Annotated in this window: 16 protein-coding genes; 12 read left to right on the top strand and 4 right to left on the bottom strand. The window is 39.8% G+C overall.

All coding sequences use genetic code 11. From position 1 onward, the window contains the following. The first annotated feature begins 158 nt into the window (after positions 1 to 158). The gene (locus BFS30_RS13935) at positions 159 to 1,226 is read left to right on the top strand and encodes a sensor histidine kinase (protein WP_167353144.1); all 1,068 of its coding nucleotides are present in this window, start codon (positions 159 to 161) and stop codon (positions 1,224 to 1,226) included. Then, on the top strand, positions 1,213 to 1,929 hold the full coding sequence (locus tag BFS30_RS13930) for a LytR/AlgR family response regulator transcription factor (RefSeq protein ID WP_069379835.1): 717 nt from the start codon (positions 1,213 to 1,215) through the stop codon (positions 1,927 to 1,929). The genes BFS30_RS13935 and BFS30_RS13930 overlap by 14 nt, the downstream gene beginning before the upstream one ends. Before the next feature lie 67 nt (positions 1,930 to 1,996). On the opposite strand, the gene BFS30_RS13925 is transcribed toward BFS30_RS13930, so the two are convergent. Then, positions 1,997 to 3,949 carry a KUP/HAK/KT family potassium transporter gene (locus BFS30_RS13925; protein WP_069379834.1) on the bottom strand — a complete coding sequence of 651 codons (1,953 nt, stop codon included), beginning with the start codon at positions 3,947 to 3,949 and terminating at the stop codon, positions 1,997 to 1,999. Positions 3,950 to 4,146: 197 nt separating this feature from the next. On the opposite strand from BFS30_RS13925, the gene BFS30_RS13920 reads away from it, so the two are divergent. The 4 genes from BFS30_RS13920 (at position 4,147) to bcp (ending at position 7,553) form a co-directional block, all read left to right on the top strand. After that, positions 4,147 to 4,659 carry a T9SS type A sorting domain-containing protein gene (locus tag BFS30_RS13920; RefSeq protein ID WP_237028578.1) on the top strand — a complete coding sequence of 171 codons (513 nt, stop codon included), beginning with the start codon at positions 4,147 to 4,149 and terminating at the stop codon, positions 4,657 to 4,659. Positions 4,660 to 4,748: 89 nt separating this feature from the next. After that, positions 4,749 to 5,360 carry a fumarylacetoacetate hydrolase family protein gene (locus BFS30_RS13915; protein ID WP_069379832.1) on the top strand — a complete coding sequence of 204 codons (612 nt, stop codon included), beginning with the start codon at positions 4,749 to 4,751 and terminating at the stop codon, positions 5,358 to 5,360. Between the two features lie 5 nt (positions 5,361 to 5,365). Continuing rightward, a complete protein-coding gene (locus tag BFS30_RS13910) occupies positions 5,366 to 7,087 on the top strand; it encodes a M23 family metallopeptidase (RefSeq protein ID WP_083252046.1) in 1,722 nt (573 codons plus the stop codon). A 4-nt stretch (positions 7,088 to 7,091) separates the two neighbouring features. Further along, positions 7,092 to 7,553 (top strand): thioredoxin-dependent thiol peroxidase, encoded by a 462-nt coding sequence (gene bcp / locus BFS30_RS13905; protein WP_069379831.1) that lies wholly within the window; start codon positions 7,092 to 7,094, stop codon positions 7,551 to 7,553. 40 nt (positions 7,554 to 7,593) lie between these two features. On the opposite strand, the gene BFS30_RS13900 is transcribed toward bcp, so the two are convergent. Both BFS30_RS13900 and BFS30_RS13895 read right to left on the bottom strand, forming a co-directional pair. Further along, entirely contained in the window at positions 7,594 to 9,009 is a 1,416-nt protein-coding gene (locus BFS30_RS13900; protein ID WP_069379830.1) for a response regulator, read from the bottom strand. Positions 9,010 to 9,275: 266 nt separating this feature from the next. Continuing rightward, complete coding sequence (locus BFS30_RS13895) at positions 9,276 to 10,559, bottom strand: sugar MFS transporter (RefSeq protein WP_069379829.1); 1,284 nt, start codon at positions 10,557 to 10,559, stop codon at positions 9,276 to 9,278. A 221-nt stretch (positions 10,560 to 10,780) separates the two neighbouring features. Here BFS30_RS13895 and BFS30_RS13890 point away from each other — a divergent pair, with 221 nt between their 5' ends. The 6 genes from BFS30_RS13890 (at position 10,781) to BFS30_RS13865 (ending at position 15,633) form a co-directional block, all read left to right on the top strand. After that, a complete protein-coding gene (locus BFS30_RS13890; protein WP_257785606.1) occupies positions 10,781 to 11,647 on the top strand; it encodes a transketolase in 867 nt (288 codons plus the stop codon). Between the two features lie 4 nt (positions 11,648 to 11,651). Then, the gene (locus BFS30_RS13885; protein WP_069379827.1) at positions 11,652 to 12,611 is read left to right on the top strand and encodes a transketolase family protein; all 960 of its coding nucleotides are present in this window, start codon (positions 11,652 to 11,654) and stop codon (positions 12,609 to 12,611) included. A gap of 55 nt (positions 12,612 to 12,666) precedes the next feature. Continuing rightward, a complete protein-coding gene (locus tag BFS30_RS13880) occupies positions 12,667 to 13,227 on the top strand; it encodes an RNA polymerase sigma factor (RefSeq protein ID WP_069379826.1) in 561 nt (186 codons plus the stop codon). A gap of 35 nt (positions 13,228 to 13,262) precedes the next feature. Beyond that, positions 13,263 to 13,898 carry a hypothetical protein gene (locus BFS30_RS13875; RefSeq protein WP_069379825.1) on the top strand — a complete coding sequence of 212 codons (636 nt, stop codon included), beginning with the start codon at positions 13,263 to 13,265 and terminating at the stop codon, positions 13,896 to 13,898. A gap of 70 nt (positions 13,899 to 13,968) precedes the next feature. Continuing rightward, complete coding sequence (locus BFS30_RS13870; RefSeq protein ID WP_069379824.1) at positions 13,969 to 14,421, top strand: hypothetical protein; 453 nt, start codon at positions 13,969 to 13,971, stop codon at positions 14,419 to 14,421. 15 nt (positions 14,422 to 14,436) lie between these two features. Further along, the gene (locus BFS30_RS13865; RefSeq protein WP_069379823.1) at positions 14,437 to 15,633 is read left to right on the top strand and encodes an aspartate aminotransferase family protein; all 1,197 of its coding nucleotides are present in this window, start codon (positions 14,437 to 14,439) and stop codon (positions 15,631 to 15,633) included. Between the two features lie 2 nt (positions 15,634 to 15,635). Here BFS30_RS13865 and BFS30_RS13860 read toward each other — a convergent pair whose 3' ends face one another. Continuing rightward, positions 15,636 to 16,556, bottom strand: a complete 921-nt coding sequence (locus tag BFS30_RS13860) for a DUF58 domain-containing protein (protein WP_069379822.1) — start codon at positions 16,554 to 16,556, stop codon at positions 15,636 to 15,638. Positions 16,557 to 16,616: the final 60 nt, after the last annotated feature.

Below are 16,616 nucleotides of genomic sequence, written 5' to 3'. Positions count from 1 at the left end.
ACATACAAAATTTATCAACAAACAACACTCCATAAAGCACAAACCACCGTTACCCACATCCAAAAACCATGATACCTAAAAAATGACTGTTTGTATCATCAGGAATGTCATTGATATTATTTTCAATTATTTGGTTTAAAAATCACGAACTTCCATTAGTGAAGCACAAGATTTACCGACATATCCTATTCTGGTTTACGTATAGCATACAGGGAACTTTATTGGAGTATGCCTGGATACATGATTTGTTTCCGCCAGAGCAGGAAACCTATGTCCTTACCCTGGCGATCCTCTTTAACTTTTTGCTGGTTTCCGTTAAAATGTCTTTTTCCTACTATGTCATGGAGTTTCCGGTAAACGATCTTCTGGTTCAGAAAAAGGCGATCTTCAGTGTGGTCGTCCAGATTCTTCTGGCCCTGATCATTGCCATTTTTTTCTATCGTCTGGCAAACGTTTTTGTAATCAGCCCCCTACTCAAACCAGAAAAAATTGTTGGTATGGCGGATGTATTTAATCCCTCCGGTCTATTTATTGCCTTACTGGATATTGGTTACATCTGTGGCATTGCTGTTGCTTTAAAACTCTTCCGTTTGCAGGCCTCCAAACTGAAAACAGAAAAATTCCTTATTAAGGATAAACTGGAAACAGAACTCAAGTTTTTAAAAAACCAGATCAATCCACATTTTCTATTTAATACCCTGAACAATATCTATGGTCTGGCGAGGAAAAAATCAGACCAGGCCCCTGAAGTTGTACTCAAATTATCAAAATTATTACGGTTTATGCTGTATGAATCCCATAGGGCTTCTATCACCATTGCTGAAGAAATCAAAATCCTGGAAGATTACCTGGAGCTGGAGAAAATACGATACGATGACCGGTTGAAAGTATCATTTGAGAAAGAAATTGATGATAATACTCAAATGATTACCCCGCTTATCCTGCTCCCATTTATTGAAAACGCATTCAAACATGGATTAAATGAAACCACAGGTGATAACCATATGGAGATCAGCATTATTTTAAAAAATGGGATGCTGATTTTTAAAACCCAAAACACGCAGGATTATAATGGCGAAAATATAGTGAATGAAAAAATCGGGTTGAGCAATATCCGCAGACAGCTTGAGTTGATGTACCGGGAATTCTCTCTGACATTGGACAATCTTCCTAAAGTTTTTAATGTATCCCTTAAAATTAACCTCAACAGTCATGGAACCCTATAAATGTATCATTATTGAAGATGAGCCTTTGGCTGCTGAAATCCTTCAGGATTATATTACCGATGTCCCCTTTCTGAAATTAAAAAAGACTTACGCTGATGCCATTAGTGCGCTGGATGATTTGAGCAACAATGATATCGATGTTATTTTTCTAGACATTAACCTACCCAAGCTCAAAGGCCTGGACTTTATACAAACCTTAAAAAACCCTCCTCATATCATCATTACCACAGCTTACCATGAATATGCCTTACAGGGTTATGAACTGAACGTTGTAGATTACCTCCTGAAGCCAATTGAATTTAGCCGCTTTCTAAAAGCAGCAAACAAGTTAAAACAGCTCAGCTCCGGCAAACCGGAAACCTCAGCTGTATTTACCCCGGCAGGCAAAGAATATATATTTGTCAATACCAGTAAGAAACAGGTAAAGATCTATTTCAGGGAGATTCTTTATATAGAAAGCCTGAAAGAGTATGTACGGATCTTTACCATCGACAAAGTCATCACAACCAGGTTTCAACTGGGGCAAATAGAAGAACAGCTTCCAAAAAATAATTTTCTGAGAATTCACCGTTCTTATATCGTATCGACTGAAAAAATAAACGCCTATACCAGCACGGAAATAGAAATCCAAAATAAACAACTCCCAATAGGGAGAACCTATAAGGAACAGGTAAATGGCTTTTTACAGCATAACCTGCGCTAAACCGCGAATAAAATTCAATATAAAAGGCCCTTGTGAGGGCCTTTTATATTGAAAATCTGAAATGATCTTAAACCGGAAGTCTGGTCAATTCGATGTCATCCGGAGTGACAAAGATCAAAGGAACTTTTTCTACATCCACATAACTGGAATCCAGTCCAAAACTTCTTTCTTCCGAAAGGCTGAAACGTTTCAGGATAAAGTAATAATCCATTACACTTCGTTCGTAAAAACTCAGTTTCGAGAATTTGGACAAATGCTTTTCTAAGAGCACAAATCTGAAATCCCCGGCAATTTTATGTTTATTAAGTGAGGTATACTGACTGGTAATGTCAACTTCTCCATTCTTTACCAGGTCTTCAATCACTTTTCTATACAGCAGGTTTACACTTTGCTCTACCCGGAATCCAAGTTTGAAATCGATTCTGATCAGCTTACCGGGGATCAGGAATTCCACTTTATATTCCCTTGTATAAGGCTCGTCTACCACATCTACGTGCACCAACCAATATACATCTGCCCGCTTAGGCTCCTTTTGAATGATGGAATAAATGATCTTGGATTCAATCTCTGTTTTAAAATTGGCACTGGTTAAATATACCAGCTGAGAAGAATATTTAGGAACAGATTCATCCACACTTAATTCGGAAATGATCTGATAGTAATCCTCAATTTCAACGTATTTAACAAATCTGTTTTTAATCTTTCTCGCTACGTACCAGCTCCACATCACCGTAAATAGCCCGGAACCGATCAATACGGTCATCCAACCTCCATGGAAGAACTTGGCAAGATTACCGATCAGGAATGTCGATTCAATTACACCGTAGATGGCAAGAAATATCAGGATCACATATAGCGGCACTTTTTTACGTTTCATGTAAGCCGCTACCAATATCGTAGTAGACAGGAAAGTCAGGTTAATCGCCAGTCCGTAAGCGCCCTCCATCGCTCCTGATTTTTTAAAGATCAATACAATGGCCACACAACCGATCCATAACAACCAATTGATTGAAGGCACATAGATTTGTCCTTTTTGGTTACTTGGGTAGTTGATCCTTACTTTCGGCCATAAGTTTAACCTTACTGCTTCAGAGATCAGTGTAAATGACCCCGTAATCATTGCCTGACTGGCAATAACTGCCGCCAGTGTGGCCAGGGCAACCATGAACAGCAAATAAGCAGGAGGAACAATTTCAAAGAAGGGGTTTAATTCTACTTCATAATGAGGTCTGTGCAATACCCACACTCCCTGACCAAGGTAATTCAGAATCAACATGGCCTTCACAAAGACCCAGCTCACCCGGATGTTGTTTTTCCCGCAATGCCCCATATCCGAATACAATGCTTCGGCTCCGGTTGTACATAGAAAAACACCACCTAAGATCAATAATGCAGCAGGATTATTAACCAGTAAAGTAACTGCATAATAAGGATTTAATGCCTTTAAAATGCTAAAATCCTGAACAACGAACAAAATTCCCAATAATCCCAGCGCACTAAACCACAAAAACATCACCGGACCAAAAAGCTTTCCGACCAGGTTCGTTCCAAATTGCTGAATGATAAATAAGATGGAGATGATGATGATGACAATTGGGATAACCGGAACATCAGGGAATTTTAACTGTAAGCCCTCAATGGCAGTAGTCACGGTAATACTGGGGGTAATGATTCCGTCGGCGAGCATCGCACATCCCCCAATAACGGCGGGAATGACGAGCCATTTGGCATTCTTTCGAACCAGAGAGTACAGCGAAAAAATTCCGCCCTCTCCTTTATTATCCGCTTTAAGGGTAATGACTACGTACTTAATGGTGGTTTGTAAAGTCAGCGTCCAGATGATACAGGAAATTGCTCCGAGTACTAATTCCGGGGTTACCGCTTGCCCGGCACCCTTTACCGCAGTAAAAATTGCCTTTAATGTATAGAGTGGTGAAGTTCCAATATCTCCGTAAACAATCCCCAGACTAATAAGTAACCCTCCGGCACTGAGCGCATTTAAATTTTTTTGATTTGACACTTTCTTCTAATTATGCGGTAAAATTACAGTAAATAAACAAATTTACAATCCCATAAAATCAAGGAGATCCTTCTATTTCTATAAAATGTCAAATGTAAGGAACGACTTAAGTTGTTAAATATTGTTAAATATTTAATAAGTAAACAAAATCATTGATTTTTTTGTTTTATTATTTATATTTTTGGCATCATCCAAACATGAATAGAAAACTACGAATAGCGCTGCTCTTAAACATTTTATGCATATTATGCATGAGTGTCTTCTGTAGCCTTAATGTTTTCGCTCAGCGACCGGATAGTGCCATCTCCAATGTAAGGGCAAAAAAGATCTACAAAACACCTCAGATTAAAGCCAACGTACCTACTTATAAGCCAAGGTCAACTTTTGGATATGTTCCTTATAACGATATCACCAATGCAAAAGTTGCTGCAAATATCAAACAGGATAAAATTCTGAGTGTGCTTAAAGTATACCCGAACCCGGTAAGTGATCAAATTAATCTGATTCTGAGGTTAGACCGGGAATCCAATCTTTCTGTTAAAATAATGGACCTTTTGGGTAATGAAGTGGTTACGCTCTCCAATGAACGGATCTCTTCCGGTGAGCAAACAAAAAGTTACACCATTCCTAACCGCTTAAATAGTGGTATTTACTTCTTAAAAATCGTTTCAGGATCTGAAACGATTGTAAAAAGGATATCCGTTCTCTAATTCCCCCTATTCTTTACTATTTTTGGCCTTGAGTAAACTTTCATGATTTTATCTTGTTAGCTACATAATTATTAAACACAAATCTGAAGATGAAGATAATTGCCATTGGCCGCAACTATGTCGCGCATGCCAAAGAATTAAATAATCCCGTTCCGGGAAGCCCGGTTATATTTCTTAAACCTGATACCGCAGCACTGAAAGACAATAAGCCTTTTTATATTCCTGATTTTTCATCCGACATTCATTATGAATTGGAGGTGGTACTAAAAATCTGCAAAGAAGGAAAACACATCTCGGAAAAATTTGCTCCAAATTATTATGAGGAGATGGGACTTGGTATCGATTTTACAGCAAGAGATATTCAGGCCATCCATAAGGAAAAAGGCTTACCCTGGGAACTTGCCAAAGCATTTGACCATAGCGCAGCTTTTAGCAATTTTATACCAAAAACGGAGATAGAGGACATCTACAACCTTCCCTTTGAACTTCAGATCAATGGGGAATCCAGACAAAACGGAAATACGAAAAACATGATCTTCTCTTTTGAACACATCATCTCCTTTGTATCAAAATACATTACCCTTAAAAAAGGCGACCTGATTTTTACCGGAACTCCGGAAGGTGTGGGCCAGGTGCATCAGGGCGACAAACTGGAGGCCTGGATGGCCGGACAGCAATTACTAAATTTCGATATAAAATAGCTTCAATGATAAAAGCAAAATTTCTATTTCTTTCGCTGGTCTTTTTAACCGGCCTTGCTCAGGCTCAGCAAATATTCAGCAATAATAAATACCCTCTTGTAGATTTCAGGTCTCCGCTTGATATTGTCCCACCGGCCCTTGCCGGTTCTTTTGGAGAACTCAGGCCTAACCATTTCCATTCCGGAATGGATTATCGTACCAATCAGCGGGAAGGATATCCTGTATATGCGATCGCAGACGGCTATATCTCCCGTCTAAGAGTGCAAAACAGTGGGTTCGGACTGGCATTATACATCAATCATCCAAATGGTTATACCTCAGTATACGGACATTTGCAACGCTTCAATCCTAAAATTACACAACAGGTAAAGACGATACAATACCAAAAGAAGTCTTATGAAATTGACGAATTCCCAAATTCCCTGCAGATTCCGGTCCGTAAAGGAGACGTGATTGCCTATACCGGCAATACAGGTAGTTCAGGAGGCCCACATTTACACTTTGAAATAAGAGATACCAAGACGGAAGCTACGATCAACCCTCAGTTGTTTGGCTTTGATATCCCGGACAATATTCCACCGGTAATTTATTCCATGTATGTTTATCGCCTGAACAAAAAGACTTTTAACGAATTTACACCTAAGCAATACTTCCAGGTAGTTGGTGGGGCAGGTAACTATAAACTCAACAAGGTAAACACCATCAACCTGAGTGGCGAGGCTGGCTTCGGCATCATCACAACAGACAAGCATAATGGTGCTTCCGGAACCAATGGTGTTTACTCGATAGAGTTAGAACTGGATGGGAAAATAGTATTCACCTCTTCTCTAGAAAAGTTTAAGTTTGAGAACAGTAAAGCCATTAATGCTCATATTGATTACCCGACATTTATCAACACCAGGAAAAGCATCCAAAAGAGTTTTGTTGATCCGGGAAATCCCTTAACCATATATAATAACCTTGTTAATAATGGAAGAATTGATTTTTCTGATGGCAAATTACACCAGCTGAGGTACATCATTACTGATTCAAAAGGCAATAAGAGCATACTTCCCTTTAATGTTCAGGCAGATAATAAGTCTATTATCAGTACTCCTGAACAAGCACCTGGAACACTTTATTCCTATGCGAATCAGAATGAATTCAACAATGCAGAAGTCAAGGTGATTTTCCCAAAAGGAACCCTTTATAATGACCTCAATTTCCATTACAAAATTTTACCCAGGCCAGCAGCTAACGCCTATTCTGCGGTTCATCAGATTCACAATAATCTTACCCCTTTACATACTGGTTTCGAAATCTGGATTAAAGCAGACAGCAGTCTGAGTAAGTATAAAGAAAAAGCATTGATTGTAAATACAGGAAGATCTTCGCAGGGCGGTTACTTCGAAAACGGATATGTAAAAGCGAAACCCCGGAATTTTGGAGCTTTCTTTATCGCAATAGATACGCTCCCTCCCACACTTACGCCAATTAACATCAGTGATGGAAAGAATATGGCCGGAATCAGTAAGATGTCCTTTAAATTAAGAGACAATCTTTCTGGCGTCAAAAGCTTTAATGGTTTCGTTGATGGTAAGTGGATTTTAATGGAATTTGATACCAAATCGGCAAGCTTATGGCATACCTTCGACGACAGGACTGCTCCGGGAAAACATACGCTGGAGGTAATTGTTACTGATATGAAAGACAACAACAGGAATTATTCAATCACGTTTTATAAATAGTATTATGAGTGACTTAAAAGAAGGTCAGGCAGCTCCTGATTTTACTGCAACAGATCAGAATGGGAACACAATTTCTTTAAACCAGTTTAAAGGAAAAAAAGTAGTCCTTTATTTCTATCCTAAAGATGATACTCCGGGATGTACAGCTGAAGCCTGCGACTTCAGAGATAACTATCAGGGATTAATTGCACAGGGAATTGTGGTGTTGGGCGTTAGCGTAGATGATGAGAAATCTCACCAGAAATTCGCAACAAAACATAGTCTTCCTTTTACCCTTATTGCAGACACGGATAAAAAGATTGTCGAGGCTTATGGAGTATGGGGAGAAAAGAACATGTATGGTAAGAAATATATGGGCACAAACCGGAAAACCTTCCTGATTGATGAAGAAGGAAACATCTCACACATCATCAACAAAGTGGACACTAAAAATTCCACGGCTCAGGTGCTGGAATTGTTAAAATAGAAAGAGATCATGGCGGAGAACTGATCACCGCCATGATTTTTTATAGCCCTCCTGCCGTACTTCCTACCAGTATCTCTATCTTTTGATACAATTCTGAGGAATCGAAAGGCTTGGAAATATAATCGTTCATTCCAATGTTTGCACACTTTTCCAACTCTCCTTTTATCGTATGTGCAGTCATGGCTACAATAGGGATCGCCCCCTTTTCACCCTCCATTTCCCGGATAACGCGCGTGGTTTCATAACCATCCAGCTCAGGCATTTGAAGGTCCATTAAAATGATGTCAAAATCTTTATTTTCATAGGCCGCCAGGGCAATTCTCCCATTCTCTGCAACAGTAGTATCATAGCCTCTCCTTTCCAGCAATTTAATAACCAGCAACTGGTTAATAGGATTGTCTTCTACAACCAGGATCCGGACTCCTTTACCCGTTTCAACCTGAGTTTCCAGAAGATTTGATTGCAGCTCCTGCGTTTCCTGGCTAACCCGAGGACTTACCTTACCGAAAGGCAGGCGGAAATAAAAATCAGAACCTGTCCCGACAATGCTATTTAAAAACACCAATCCTCCCTGCAACTCAACCAGGCGCTTTACAATACTCAGCCCAAGACCCGTTCCCGCATATCTCCTGGAAGTATCATTGGTGACCTGCTCAAAGAAATCGAATACTTTTTGATGTTTATCAGCAGGAATCCCTATTCCTGTGTCACTTACCCGGAATTCAATGGTGACTGCATCTTTCAGCTCTTCTACCAGCTCCAACGAGATCCTGATCTCCCCAGAATCGGTAAATTTTATCGCATTGGAAGTAAGATTCAGCAGGATTTGTCCCAGACGGACGGCATCCCCACTAAGTACCTCCGGCATATTTTCCGGAATTTCATAAGTAAACCTAAGTCCTTTAAGGTCGGCAACAGGCTCCATTAGTCTATAGATGGAATGTACCGTATCCTTAAGCACAAATGGTTGCAGGACGAAATTGATGTCTCCGGATTCTAATCTGGAAAAGTCGAGAATATCATTCAGGATAGCCATCAACTGGTCAGCTGACTTAATGATCATCTGAAGGGACTCCCTTTGGTCCTCATCAATAAGTGATTCTTCCAGGAACTTGGCAAAACCCAGAATTCCATTCATCGGAGTCCGGATTTCATGACTGATGTTCACCAGAAAAATTTGTTTGGCTTTCTCAGAAGCTTGTCTTTTTTCCCGTTCTTTAATGATCTTTTGTTCTGCAAGCTGCAAAGAAAATTCCTTACGTTCCAATGCTTCATTTAGCTCCTGCAAAGAGGACACCTGTCCTTCCGGAATGGGGCAGGACATTTCAAAAGAATGCTTAATACGTTTTACTAAAATAAAAAATAACATCAGACACAGACCACCAGTAAGTAACGCTAAACCAGTCGTTCCCGGTCCTTTATCTGAAAAGAGCAGAATTCCGTAACCGATAATCATAACGAGGACGATAAGCAATATCAACAGATATAGCCTTCCTAAAATAGTCATACTATTCAGCCGCTTTCTTAAAGTGGAAATGAGCATATAAAAACATTAAGCGTGAGAGCATCCCTATCCCCGATGAGTATAAAAATACTCTTTTACGTCCGCTTTTGTTTTTATAATTCCCGTTCATTTTGTTCAGTATTAAAGAGATACGTCTATTCTAAACAAAATGAACATAAAATAAAAAGGGAGAGCTGATTTGGCTCCCCCTTTTTATTTTATGCTTTAGTTCGGATTTTATGCCCGTATGCGGCAAAGAACCAGATGTACAGGTAACATGGCAGCACGCTGACAAAGAATGCCAGCTGGAAGTGCATATGTGCATAATCTTTCAGATAACCATAAATAAGTGGCCAGATCGCTCCACCGGCAATACCCATGATCATGATCGCAGATCCTGTTTTTGTAAATCTACCCAGATCTTTGATTCCCAAAGGAAAAATAGCAGGCCACATCAGTGAATTCGCAAGACCAAGCAAGCCCACAAATACAACGGAAGTATAGCCGGTAGTTAAGTAAGCCGCAGTGATAAAAGCCACCCCTAAGATCGCACAGATCTTTAAAGCAGCCTGCTGTGTAATGTATTTTGGGATCACAATAATTCCGACCACATAACCCACCAACATACTGGCAAGGGTAAGTGTAGTGAAGTATTTACTGATGTCAGCACTAATTCCAAGAGATTTACCATAAACTCCGATAATATCTCCCGCCATTACCTCCGCAGCGACATAAACAAAGATACAGAAGGCACCCAGAAAAAGATGTGGGAACTGAAAAATGGAAGTTTTAGATACCCTAACCTCATTATCGGCCAGAGCTTCCTCTTTATCCACATCCACCTCCGGAAGGTTTGAATATTTAATAAATAAAGCAAAAGCAGAAAAAACGATCGCCAATACAATATATGGGGTATGAACACGGCCCAACACTTCTTGCAATAAAGCTTCCCGTTCCATCACTGTGGTCGCCGCATCAGCGATTTTTGTTTCAATAACAGAGGCATTTTTAAGGAAAATAGTTCCCATAATAATCGGGACAATCAGACCGGCAAACTTGTTGCAAAGCCCCATGATACTGATCCTTTTGGCTGCACTCTCAATTGGGCCAATGATACTGATATAAGGATTGGAAGCCGTTTGTAATAACGATAATGCCGCACCCTGAATGAAAATACCGGTTAAGAACAAACCAAAGCTCCTGGTATTTGCTGCAGGAATAAAAATCAGCGAGCCAAAAGCCAGAATAAGTAGGCCTATAATAATTCCATTCTTAAAACCCAGTTTTCTTAAAATCCAGGACGAAGGAAGAGCCAGGAAAAAATAAGCAATATAAGATGCGAACGTCACCAGGAAAGCTTCGAAATCGGTCTTAAGACCACATGCTATTTTTAGAAAGGGTATTAAGGTACTATTGGCCCAGGTTACAAAGCCAAAAATGAAGAATAAAGCCCCTATCGTTACAATGGGAGAAATTACAGATTTTTGTGTTTGGTTTGTCATGATTTGGTTTAAGTATTTTTAGTTTTCAATTGTGCGGTGTTTGGTTAGGTTTTTTATGAAAATGGAAGATAAAAGTTCCTAAAAATATAGAATTCTACGGAATATCACGCTTATATTGCAAAAAGCGTAGCAAAATAAACAAATATCCGCTGCGTTTTAGCATTATATCAAACTTTACCTTAACATGTTATGCCCAAAGTATTTTTAATTACATTTGTCCTATTAATCAACAACCCCAATTAATGAAACATACAATCAATGAATTAGAAGATATCGCCTCTCAAGTAAGAAGAGATATTGTTAGAATGGTGCACGGTTGCCAGTCAGGCCACCCGGGAGGATCATTAGGATGTGCAGACTTCATGACTGCCCTATATTTTGACGTCATGAACTACTCTACTGATTTTAAAATGGACGGAATCGGAGAAGACTTATTTTTCCTTTCTAACGGACACATTTCACCGGTTTTCTATAGTGTACTTGCCAGAGCAGGTTACTTTGAGGTTAGCGAATTGGCCACCTTCAGAAAATTGAATTCAAGATTACAGGGACACCCAACTACCCATGAACACCTTCCAGGAATCAGAATTGCTTCAGGATCATTGGGTCAGGGTATGTCGGTAGCAATTGGGGCTGCACAAGCTAAAAAACTGAATAAAGATAAATCCATTGTATATTCTTTACATGGAGATGGTGAGTTACAGGAAGGCCAGAATTGGGAAGCCATCATGTATGCGCCATTTAATAAAGTAGACAACCTGATTTCTACCATTGATTATAATGGTCAGCAGATTGATGGTCCTACAGAAAAAGTACTTTCATTGGAAAGTCTTCAAGCTAAATTTGAAGCTTTCGGATGGCATGTAATTACTTCTAATGGTAATGATATGGACGATATCGTTAAAGCTTTGCACTATGCTAAATCTTTAACCGGTAAAGGCAAACCAATTTTAAACTTAATGAGTACAATCATGGGTAATGGTGTGGATTTCATGATGGGATCTCACAAATGGCATGGGGTTGCTCCAAATGATGAGCAGCTTGCAACAGCCTTAGCACAATTAAACACGACCCTAAAAGACTATTAAGACCATGAAAAAGTACACATATACTGAAAAGAAAGATACCCGTTCCGGTTTTGGAGCAGGATTACTTGAAGCCGGACAAAAGAACCCTGAAGTGGTGGCACTTTGTGCTGACTTAGTGGGATCTTTGAAAATGGATGCCTTTATTAAAGAATTTCCGGAACGCTTTTTCCAGATCGGCATCGCTGAAGCAAATATGATCGGCATCGCTGCAGGTCTGACTATCGGAGGAAAAATCCCTTTTACCGGGACCTTCGCGAACTTCTCTACAGGGAGGGTTTATGACCAGATCAGACAGTCTGTTGCTTATTCCAATAAAAATGTAAAAATCTGTGCTTCTCACGCCGGATTAACTTTAGGTGAAGATGGGGCAACTCACCAGATCCTGGAAGATATAGGTTTGATGAAAATGCTTCCGGGTATGACAGTAATCAACACCTGCGATTATAACCAGACTAAAGCCGCAACTATTGCAATCGCTGAATTTGAAGGCCCTGTTTATCTGCGCTTTGGCCGTCCGGTAATTCCTGTATTTACAGATCCAGACCAAAAATTTGAGATTGGTAAAGCATGGATGGTAAACGAAGGTACTGATGTAACCATCGTTGCAACCGGACACATGGTATGGAAAGCAATCGAAGCCGGAGAGAAATTAGCAGAAATGGGCATTGATGCAGAAATTATCAATATCCACACCATTAAACCTTTGGACGAAGAAGCGATCTTAAAATCAATTAAGAAAACCGGCTGTGTAGTTACTGCCGAAGAACACAATAAGTTTGGTGGTCTTGGAGAAAGTGTAGCAAGGTTACTTTCTACAGAGCTTCCTTCACCACAGGAATTTGTTGCAGTAAATGACAGTTTCGGAGAAAGCGGAACTCCTGATCAGTTGATGACTAAATATGGTTTAGATACCATAAACATCATCGAAGCTGTTCAGAAAGTAATGAAAAGAGCAAACAAATAAAAACCTTAAAGGTTTAAATATCTGTCCGCAACAACTCACAGATAAAAGACAATAAATGAAGCAGGTTGAAGATTCAGAAATTCTGGAGAAATTTTCCAACGAAAAAACCCGGCATGAAGCCTTTAACCTGCTTCTTCATAAATACCAGCAAAAAATCTATTGGCATATCCGCCGCCTGGTAATTGATCACGACGACAGTGATGATCTGGTTCAGGAAACCTTCGTCAAGGTCTGGAAAAACCTGGATAAGTTCCGCAGCGATTCAAAATTATATACCTGGGTCTACCGGATTGCGACCAATGAATCCATCACCTTCCTCAACAAAAAGAAACAACGTAACAATACCCCACTGGATGAAGTTTCAGATGAACTCGCGGAAACCCTGGTTGCATCTTCTTATTTCAATGGCGATAAAATTCAGATGAAATTGCAGCAGGCTTTGCTGACCTTACCTGAAAAACAACGCCTGATCTTTAACATGAAGTATTTTGACGACCTTAAATATGAAGAAATCGCAGAGATCACCGGAACCAGCGTAGGAGCACTTAAAGCCTCTTTTCATATAGCAGTAAAAAAAGTTGAAGTTTTTATGCTAAATGATGACATCACCTTTTAAACCTTTTGCTCCGAAATACATCAATATAATTAGTAATGGAAAAAGATTTAGAAAATAGCGACTGGATGAACGAAGCCCCCTACCTGGCAGGGCTTGGTGCGAAATCTCCATTCACTGTTCCTGAAGGATATTTCGGACAACTTCCCGAACACATCCATCAGGCCATCTATCTGAATGAGCTCAAAACAGCAACTCCGGATCATGGTTTTGACACTCCTGAAAGCTATTTTGAAGAGCTGACACTGGGAATTCAGGCTAAACTGGCCCTGGAAAAATTAAAGGAACAAGTTCCTGATGAAGGTTATACGGTTCCGGGAGATTATTTCAGTCAGCTACAGGCTAAAATTTCCGCTAAAACAATCCTCAGCGATAAAAAAGAAGCTAAAATCCTTCGCCTGTGGCATTCAAAATTGGTAAAATATGCTTCTGCAGCTTGTTTCCTGCTCATCACAGCCGCCGGTATTTATTTTTATCCGCGAACACCTGCCCAGCAGGCCTTATCTGCCGATATGGCCAGCGAACAAATGCTTTATGATATTGACGAAAGTACCATTATTGAACATATTGAATCCAATAATTTGAAAGCAGAAAACCCTGCTGTTGCCGATGCCGATTTAGAAAATTACATCCTGAGCAATTATAGCCAGAATGATATTGCTTCAGATTTATAAGCTATAAATATCAATGAATAATAAAAAGATCATAATAGCTTCCTGACCATTAAAAAACAACTGTATTCCAATGAAAAACATAATCATTATCGCATTTCTTTTCCTATTACCTTTCTTTGCCTCTGCCCAGAGAGGAGGACATCGATCACCGGAAATCGAGGCATTTAAGATTAGTTATTTAACAGAGAAAATGGATCTTTCTGAAGATGAAGCAAAAATATTCTGGCCTATTTACAATGAATTCCAGAAAGAACAAACTGCGTTAAACAAAGAGAGAAACCAGAATATGATCAGCTTCAGGAAAATCCCTGAAATAGAGAACCTATCTGATACTGAAGTACAAACGCTGATCATGAATGAGTTGAACTTTAAACAAAGAAGCCTGGCCATTGAGAAGAAATACTACTATAAGCTGAAATCCAATCTGCCCATTAAAGTTATCGGTAAATACTATCGTGCACAGGAAACTTTCAAAAGAGAACTGCTTTCCCGATACAAAAAAGGAGGACCTGAGCGAAATTAATTTGTATTTTTGTGTATGCTTACACAACGTCAATTATTTCTTCAACATAACGCCCAAACTACATTAGAACCACTTCTTTTAGAATTTACCAGAGCCAGCGGCATGTATCTTTATGATACAACCGGTAAAAAACACATGGATCTGATTGCCGGTATTGGGGTAAGCAATGTTGGCCATTGCCATCCTGCAGTAGTCAGGGCGGTGCAAGAACAGGTGGAAACCTATATGCATATAATGGTGTATGGTGAATTTGTTCAAAGCCCACAGGTGAATTTCGCAAAAGCACTCGCTGATGTACTTCCGGAGCAACTCAATTGCACTTATTTCGTAAACTCCGGTGCTGAAGCAGTAGAAGGTGCCATGAAACTGGCCAAAAGATATACCGGAAAATCAGAGATCATTTCCTGTTATCACTCTTACCATGGAAGCACACAAGGTGCCCTCAGCTTAATGGGCAACGAGGAATTCAAACAGGCTTACAGACCCCTCCTTCCCGAGGTCCGCTTTATCCACTATAATGTGTTGGCAGACCTGGATAAAATCACAGATAAAACAGCTGCTGTGTTTGTCGAAACGGTACAAGGTGAAGCAGGAATAAGAATTGCAGATAAAGCCTATTTTGAAGCCCTCAGAAGCAAATGTAATGAAACCGGCACCTTACTGGTCTTCGATGAGATCCAATGCGGTTTCGGACGTACCGGAAAGCTTTTCGGTTTCGAACATTATGGAATTACTCCCGATATTTTATTATTAGCCAAAGGAATAGGCGGTGGCATGCCTATTGGTGCCTTTATCAGTTCTACAGCGATCATGAGGGCCCTGGCTACCAATCCTATTTTAGGTCATCTGACTACTTTTGGTGGTCATCCCGTAAGCTGTGCTGCAGGATTGGCGACACTTCAAACCATACTTAATGAAAATATTGTTGACGGAGTAGAGGAAAAAGGCGAGCTTTTCAAAAAATTACTGGTTCATCCCGCCATTAAAGAGGTACGTGGAAAAGGCCTGATGATGGCTATAGAATTTGAAAACTTTGAGGTCAACAAGAAGATCATTGATGCCTGTATTGTGGATGGCGTAATTAGCGACTGGTTTTTGCACTGCAGCAATTCAATGCGCGTAGCCCCTCCTCTGATCATTACAGAAGAAGAGATTCATGATGCCTGTGAGGTCATTCTAAAGAATGTAGAAGCAATAGCAGGAAAGCGCTAATATTAATTCATTTTCTGCCGCTTAATGAGATAAGCTTGTAAAATAGGGTGAAAGCCGGCAGCAATGTCGGCATCAATCATATCAATTTTATACTGACTGCATTTCAGCTCGATCGCTTTTCTATAACTGCTCATCCGCGACAGGTAAGCTTCCTTCACATTTGAGGCATGTGCCTTAATCACTGCCCCCGTCTCCATATCTACAAACTCATAAGGCCTGTTTTCAAATTGAAAGTCTACCTCCCTGGATTTATCCGTAACATTGAAAATGATCACTTCATGCTTGTTAAATTTCAAATGCTGTAGCGCCGAGAATAAGGCCTCAATATGATCCTCATCAGGAGAAGTATTCAGCATGTCACTAAATATTACGACTAAAGATCGTTTGTGAATCAGTTCAGCAATCTGATGCAAAGCCTGTGCGACATTGGTTTTTACGTTCATCTGCTCTGTTAGCAGGAGTTGTTCCAAATGGTTAAACAGATATTTCTGATGTGTAGTGGTAGATTTTGCAGGAGTATTTAACAGCAAATGATCACTGAACAAACTTAACCCGAAAGCATCCCTCTGCCTTTTGAGCAGGTAAACCAGGGAGGCTACCGCTTGTACAGAAAAATTAAGCTTGTTGTACTCTTTAGCAGGGAAAAACATAGAAGAGGAAACATCAACAATAAACTGGCAGCGAAGATTGGTCTCTTCCTCATATCGTTTACTAAACAGCTTATCTGTTCTGGCAAATAGCTTCCAATCGATATTTTTTACACTATCACCTACATTGTATAAGCGATGTTCAGCAAATTCCACAGAGAAACCATGGAAAGGACTTTTATGAAGTCCGGTAATAAAACCTTCAACAACCTGTCTGGCCAGTAATTCCAGATTGCCATTGAAATGGAGTGCTTGTTCATCTATCGGTGACTGCATAGGGTAAATATAAAAAAAGCGTTCATATGTTTATGAACGCTTTTTCAACTAGTATATGTG

Origin of the sequence: Pedobacter steynii (assembly GCF_001721645.1) — a bacterium.
Lineage (GTDB): Bacteria > Bacteroidota > Bacteroidia > Sphingobacteriales > Sphingobacteriaceae > Pedobacter > Pedobacter steynii_A.
The sequence above is the reverse complement of the archived record's forward strand: the minus strand, read 5'-3'. Positions and strand labels throughout refer to the sequence as shown.

What these genes read in the sequence shown, in the direction of transcription:
- BFS30_RS13860 (WP_069379822.1), bottom strand. Translation starts at nt 16,556, where the DNA reads ATGCAGTCACCGATAGATGAACAAGCACTCCATTTCAATGGCAATCTG.
- BFS30_RS13880 (WP_069379826.1), top strand. Translation starts at nt 12,667, where the DNA reads ATGAAGCAGGTTGAAGATTCAGAAATTCTGGAGAAATTTTCCAACGAA.
- BFS30_RS13895 (WP_069379829.1), bottom strand. Translation starts at nt 10,559, where the DNA reads ATGACAAACCAAACACAAAAATCTGTAATTTCTCCCATTGTAACGATA.
- BFS30_RS13885 (WP_069379827.1), top strand. Translation starts at nt 11,652, where the DNA reads ATGAAAAAGTACACATATACTGAAAAGAAAGATACCCGTTCCGGTTTT.
- BFS30_RS13930 (WP_069379835.1), top strand. Translation starts at nt 1,213, where the DNA reads ATGGAACCCTATAAATGTATCATTATTGAAGATGAGCCTTTGGCTGCT.
- BFS30_RS13865 (WP_069379823.1), top strand. Translation starts at nt 14,437, where the DNA reads ATGCTTACACAACGTCAATTATTTCTTCAACATAACGCCCAAACTACA.
- BFS30_RS13875 (WP_069379825.1), top strand. Translation starts at nt 13,263, where the DNA reads ATGGAAAAAGATTTAGAAAATAGCGACTGGATGAACGAAGCCCCCTAC.
- BFS30_RS13910 (WP_083252046.1), top strand. Translation starts at nt 5,366, where the DNA reads ATGATAAAAGCAAAATTTCTATTTCTTTCGCTGGTCTTTTTAACCGGC.
- BFS30_RS13915 (WP_069379832.1), top strand. Translation starts at nt 4,749, where the DNA reads ATGAAGATAATTGCCATTGGCCGCAACTATGTCGCGCATGCCAAAGAA.
- BFS30_RS13870 (WP_069379824.1), top strand. Translation starts at nt 13,969, where the DNA reads ATGAAAAACATAATCATTATCGCATTTCTTTTCCTATTACCTTTCTTT.
- BFS30_RS13900 (WP_069379830.1), bottom strand. Translation starts at nt 9,009, where the DNA reads ATGATTATCGGTTACGGAATTCTGCTCTTTTCAGATAAAGGACCGGGA.
- bcp (WP_069379831.1), top strand. Translation starts at nt 7,092, where the DNA reads ATGAGTGACTTAAAAGAAGGTCAGGCAGCTCCTGATTTTACTGCAACA.
- BFS30_RS13920 (WP_237028578.1), top strand. Translation starts at nt 4,147, where the DNA reads ATGAATAGAAAACTACGAATAGCGCTGCTCTTAAACATTTTATGCATA.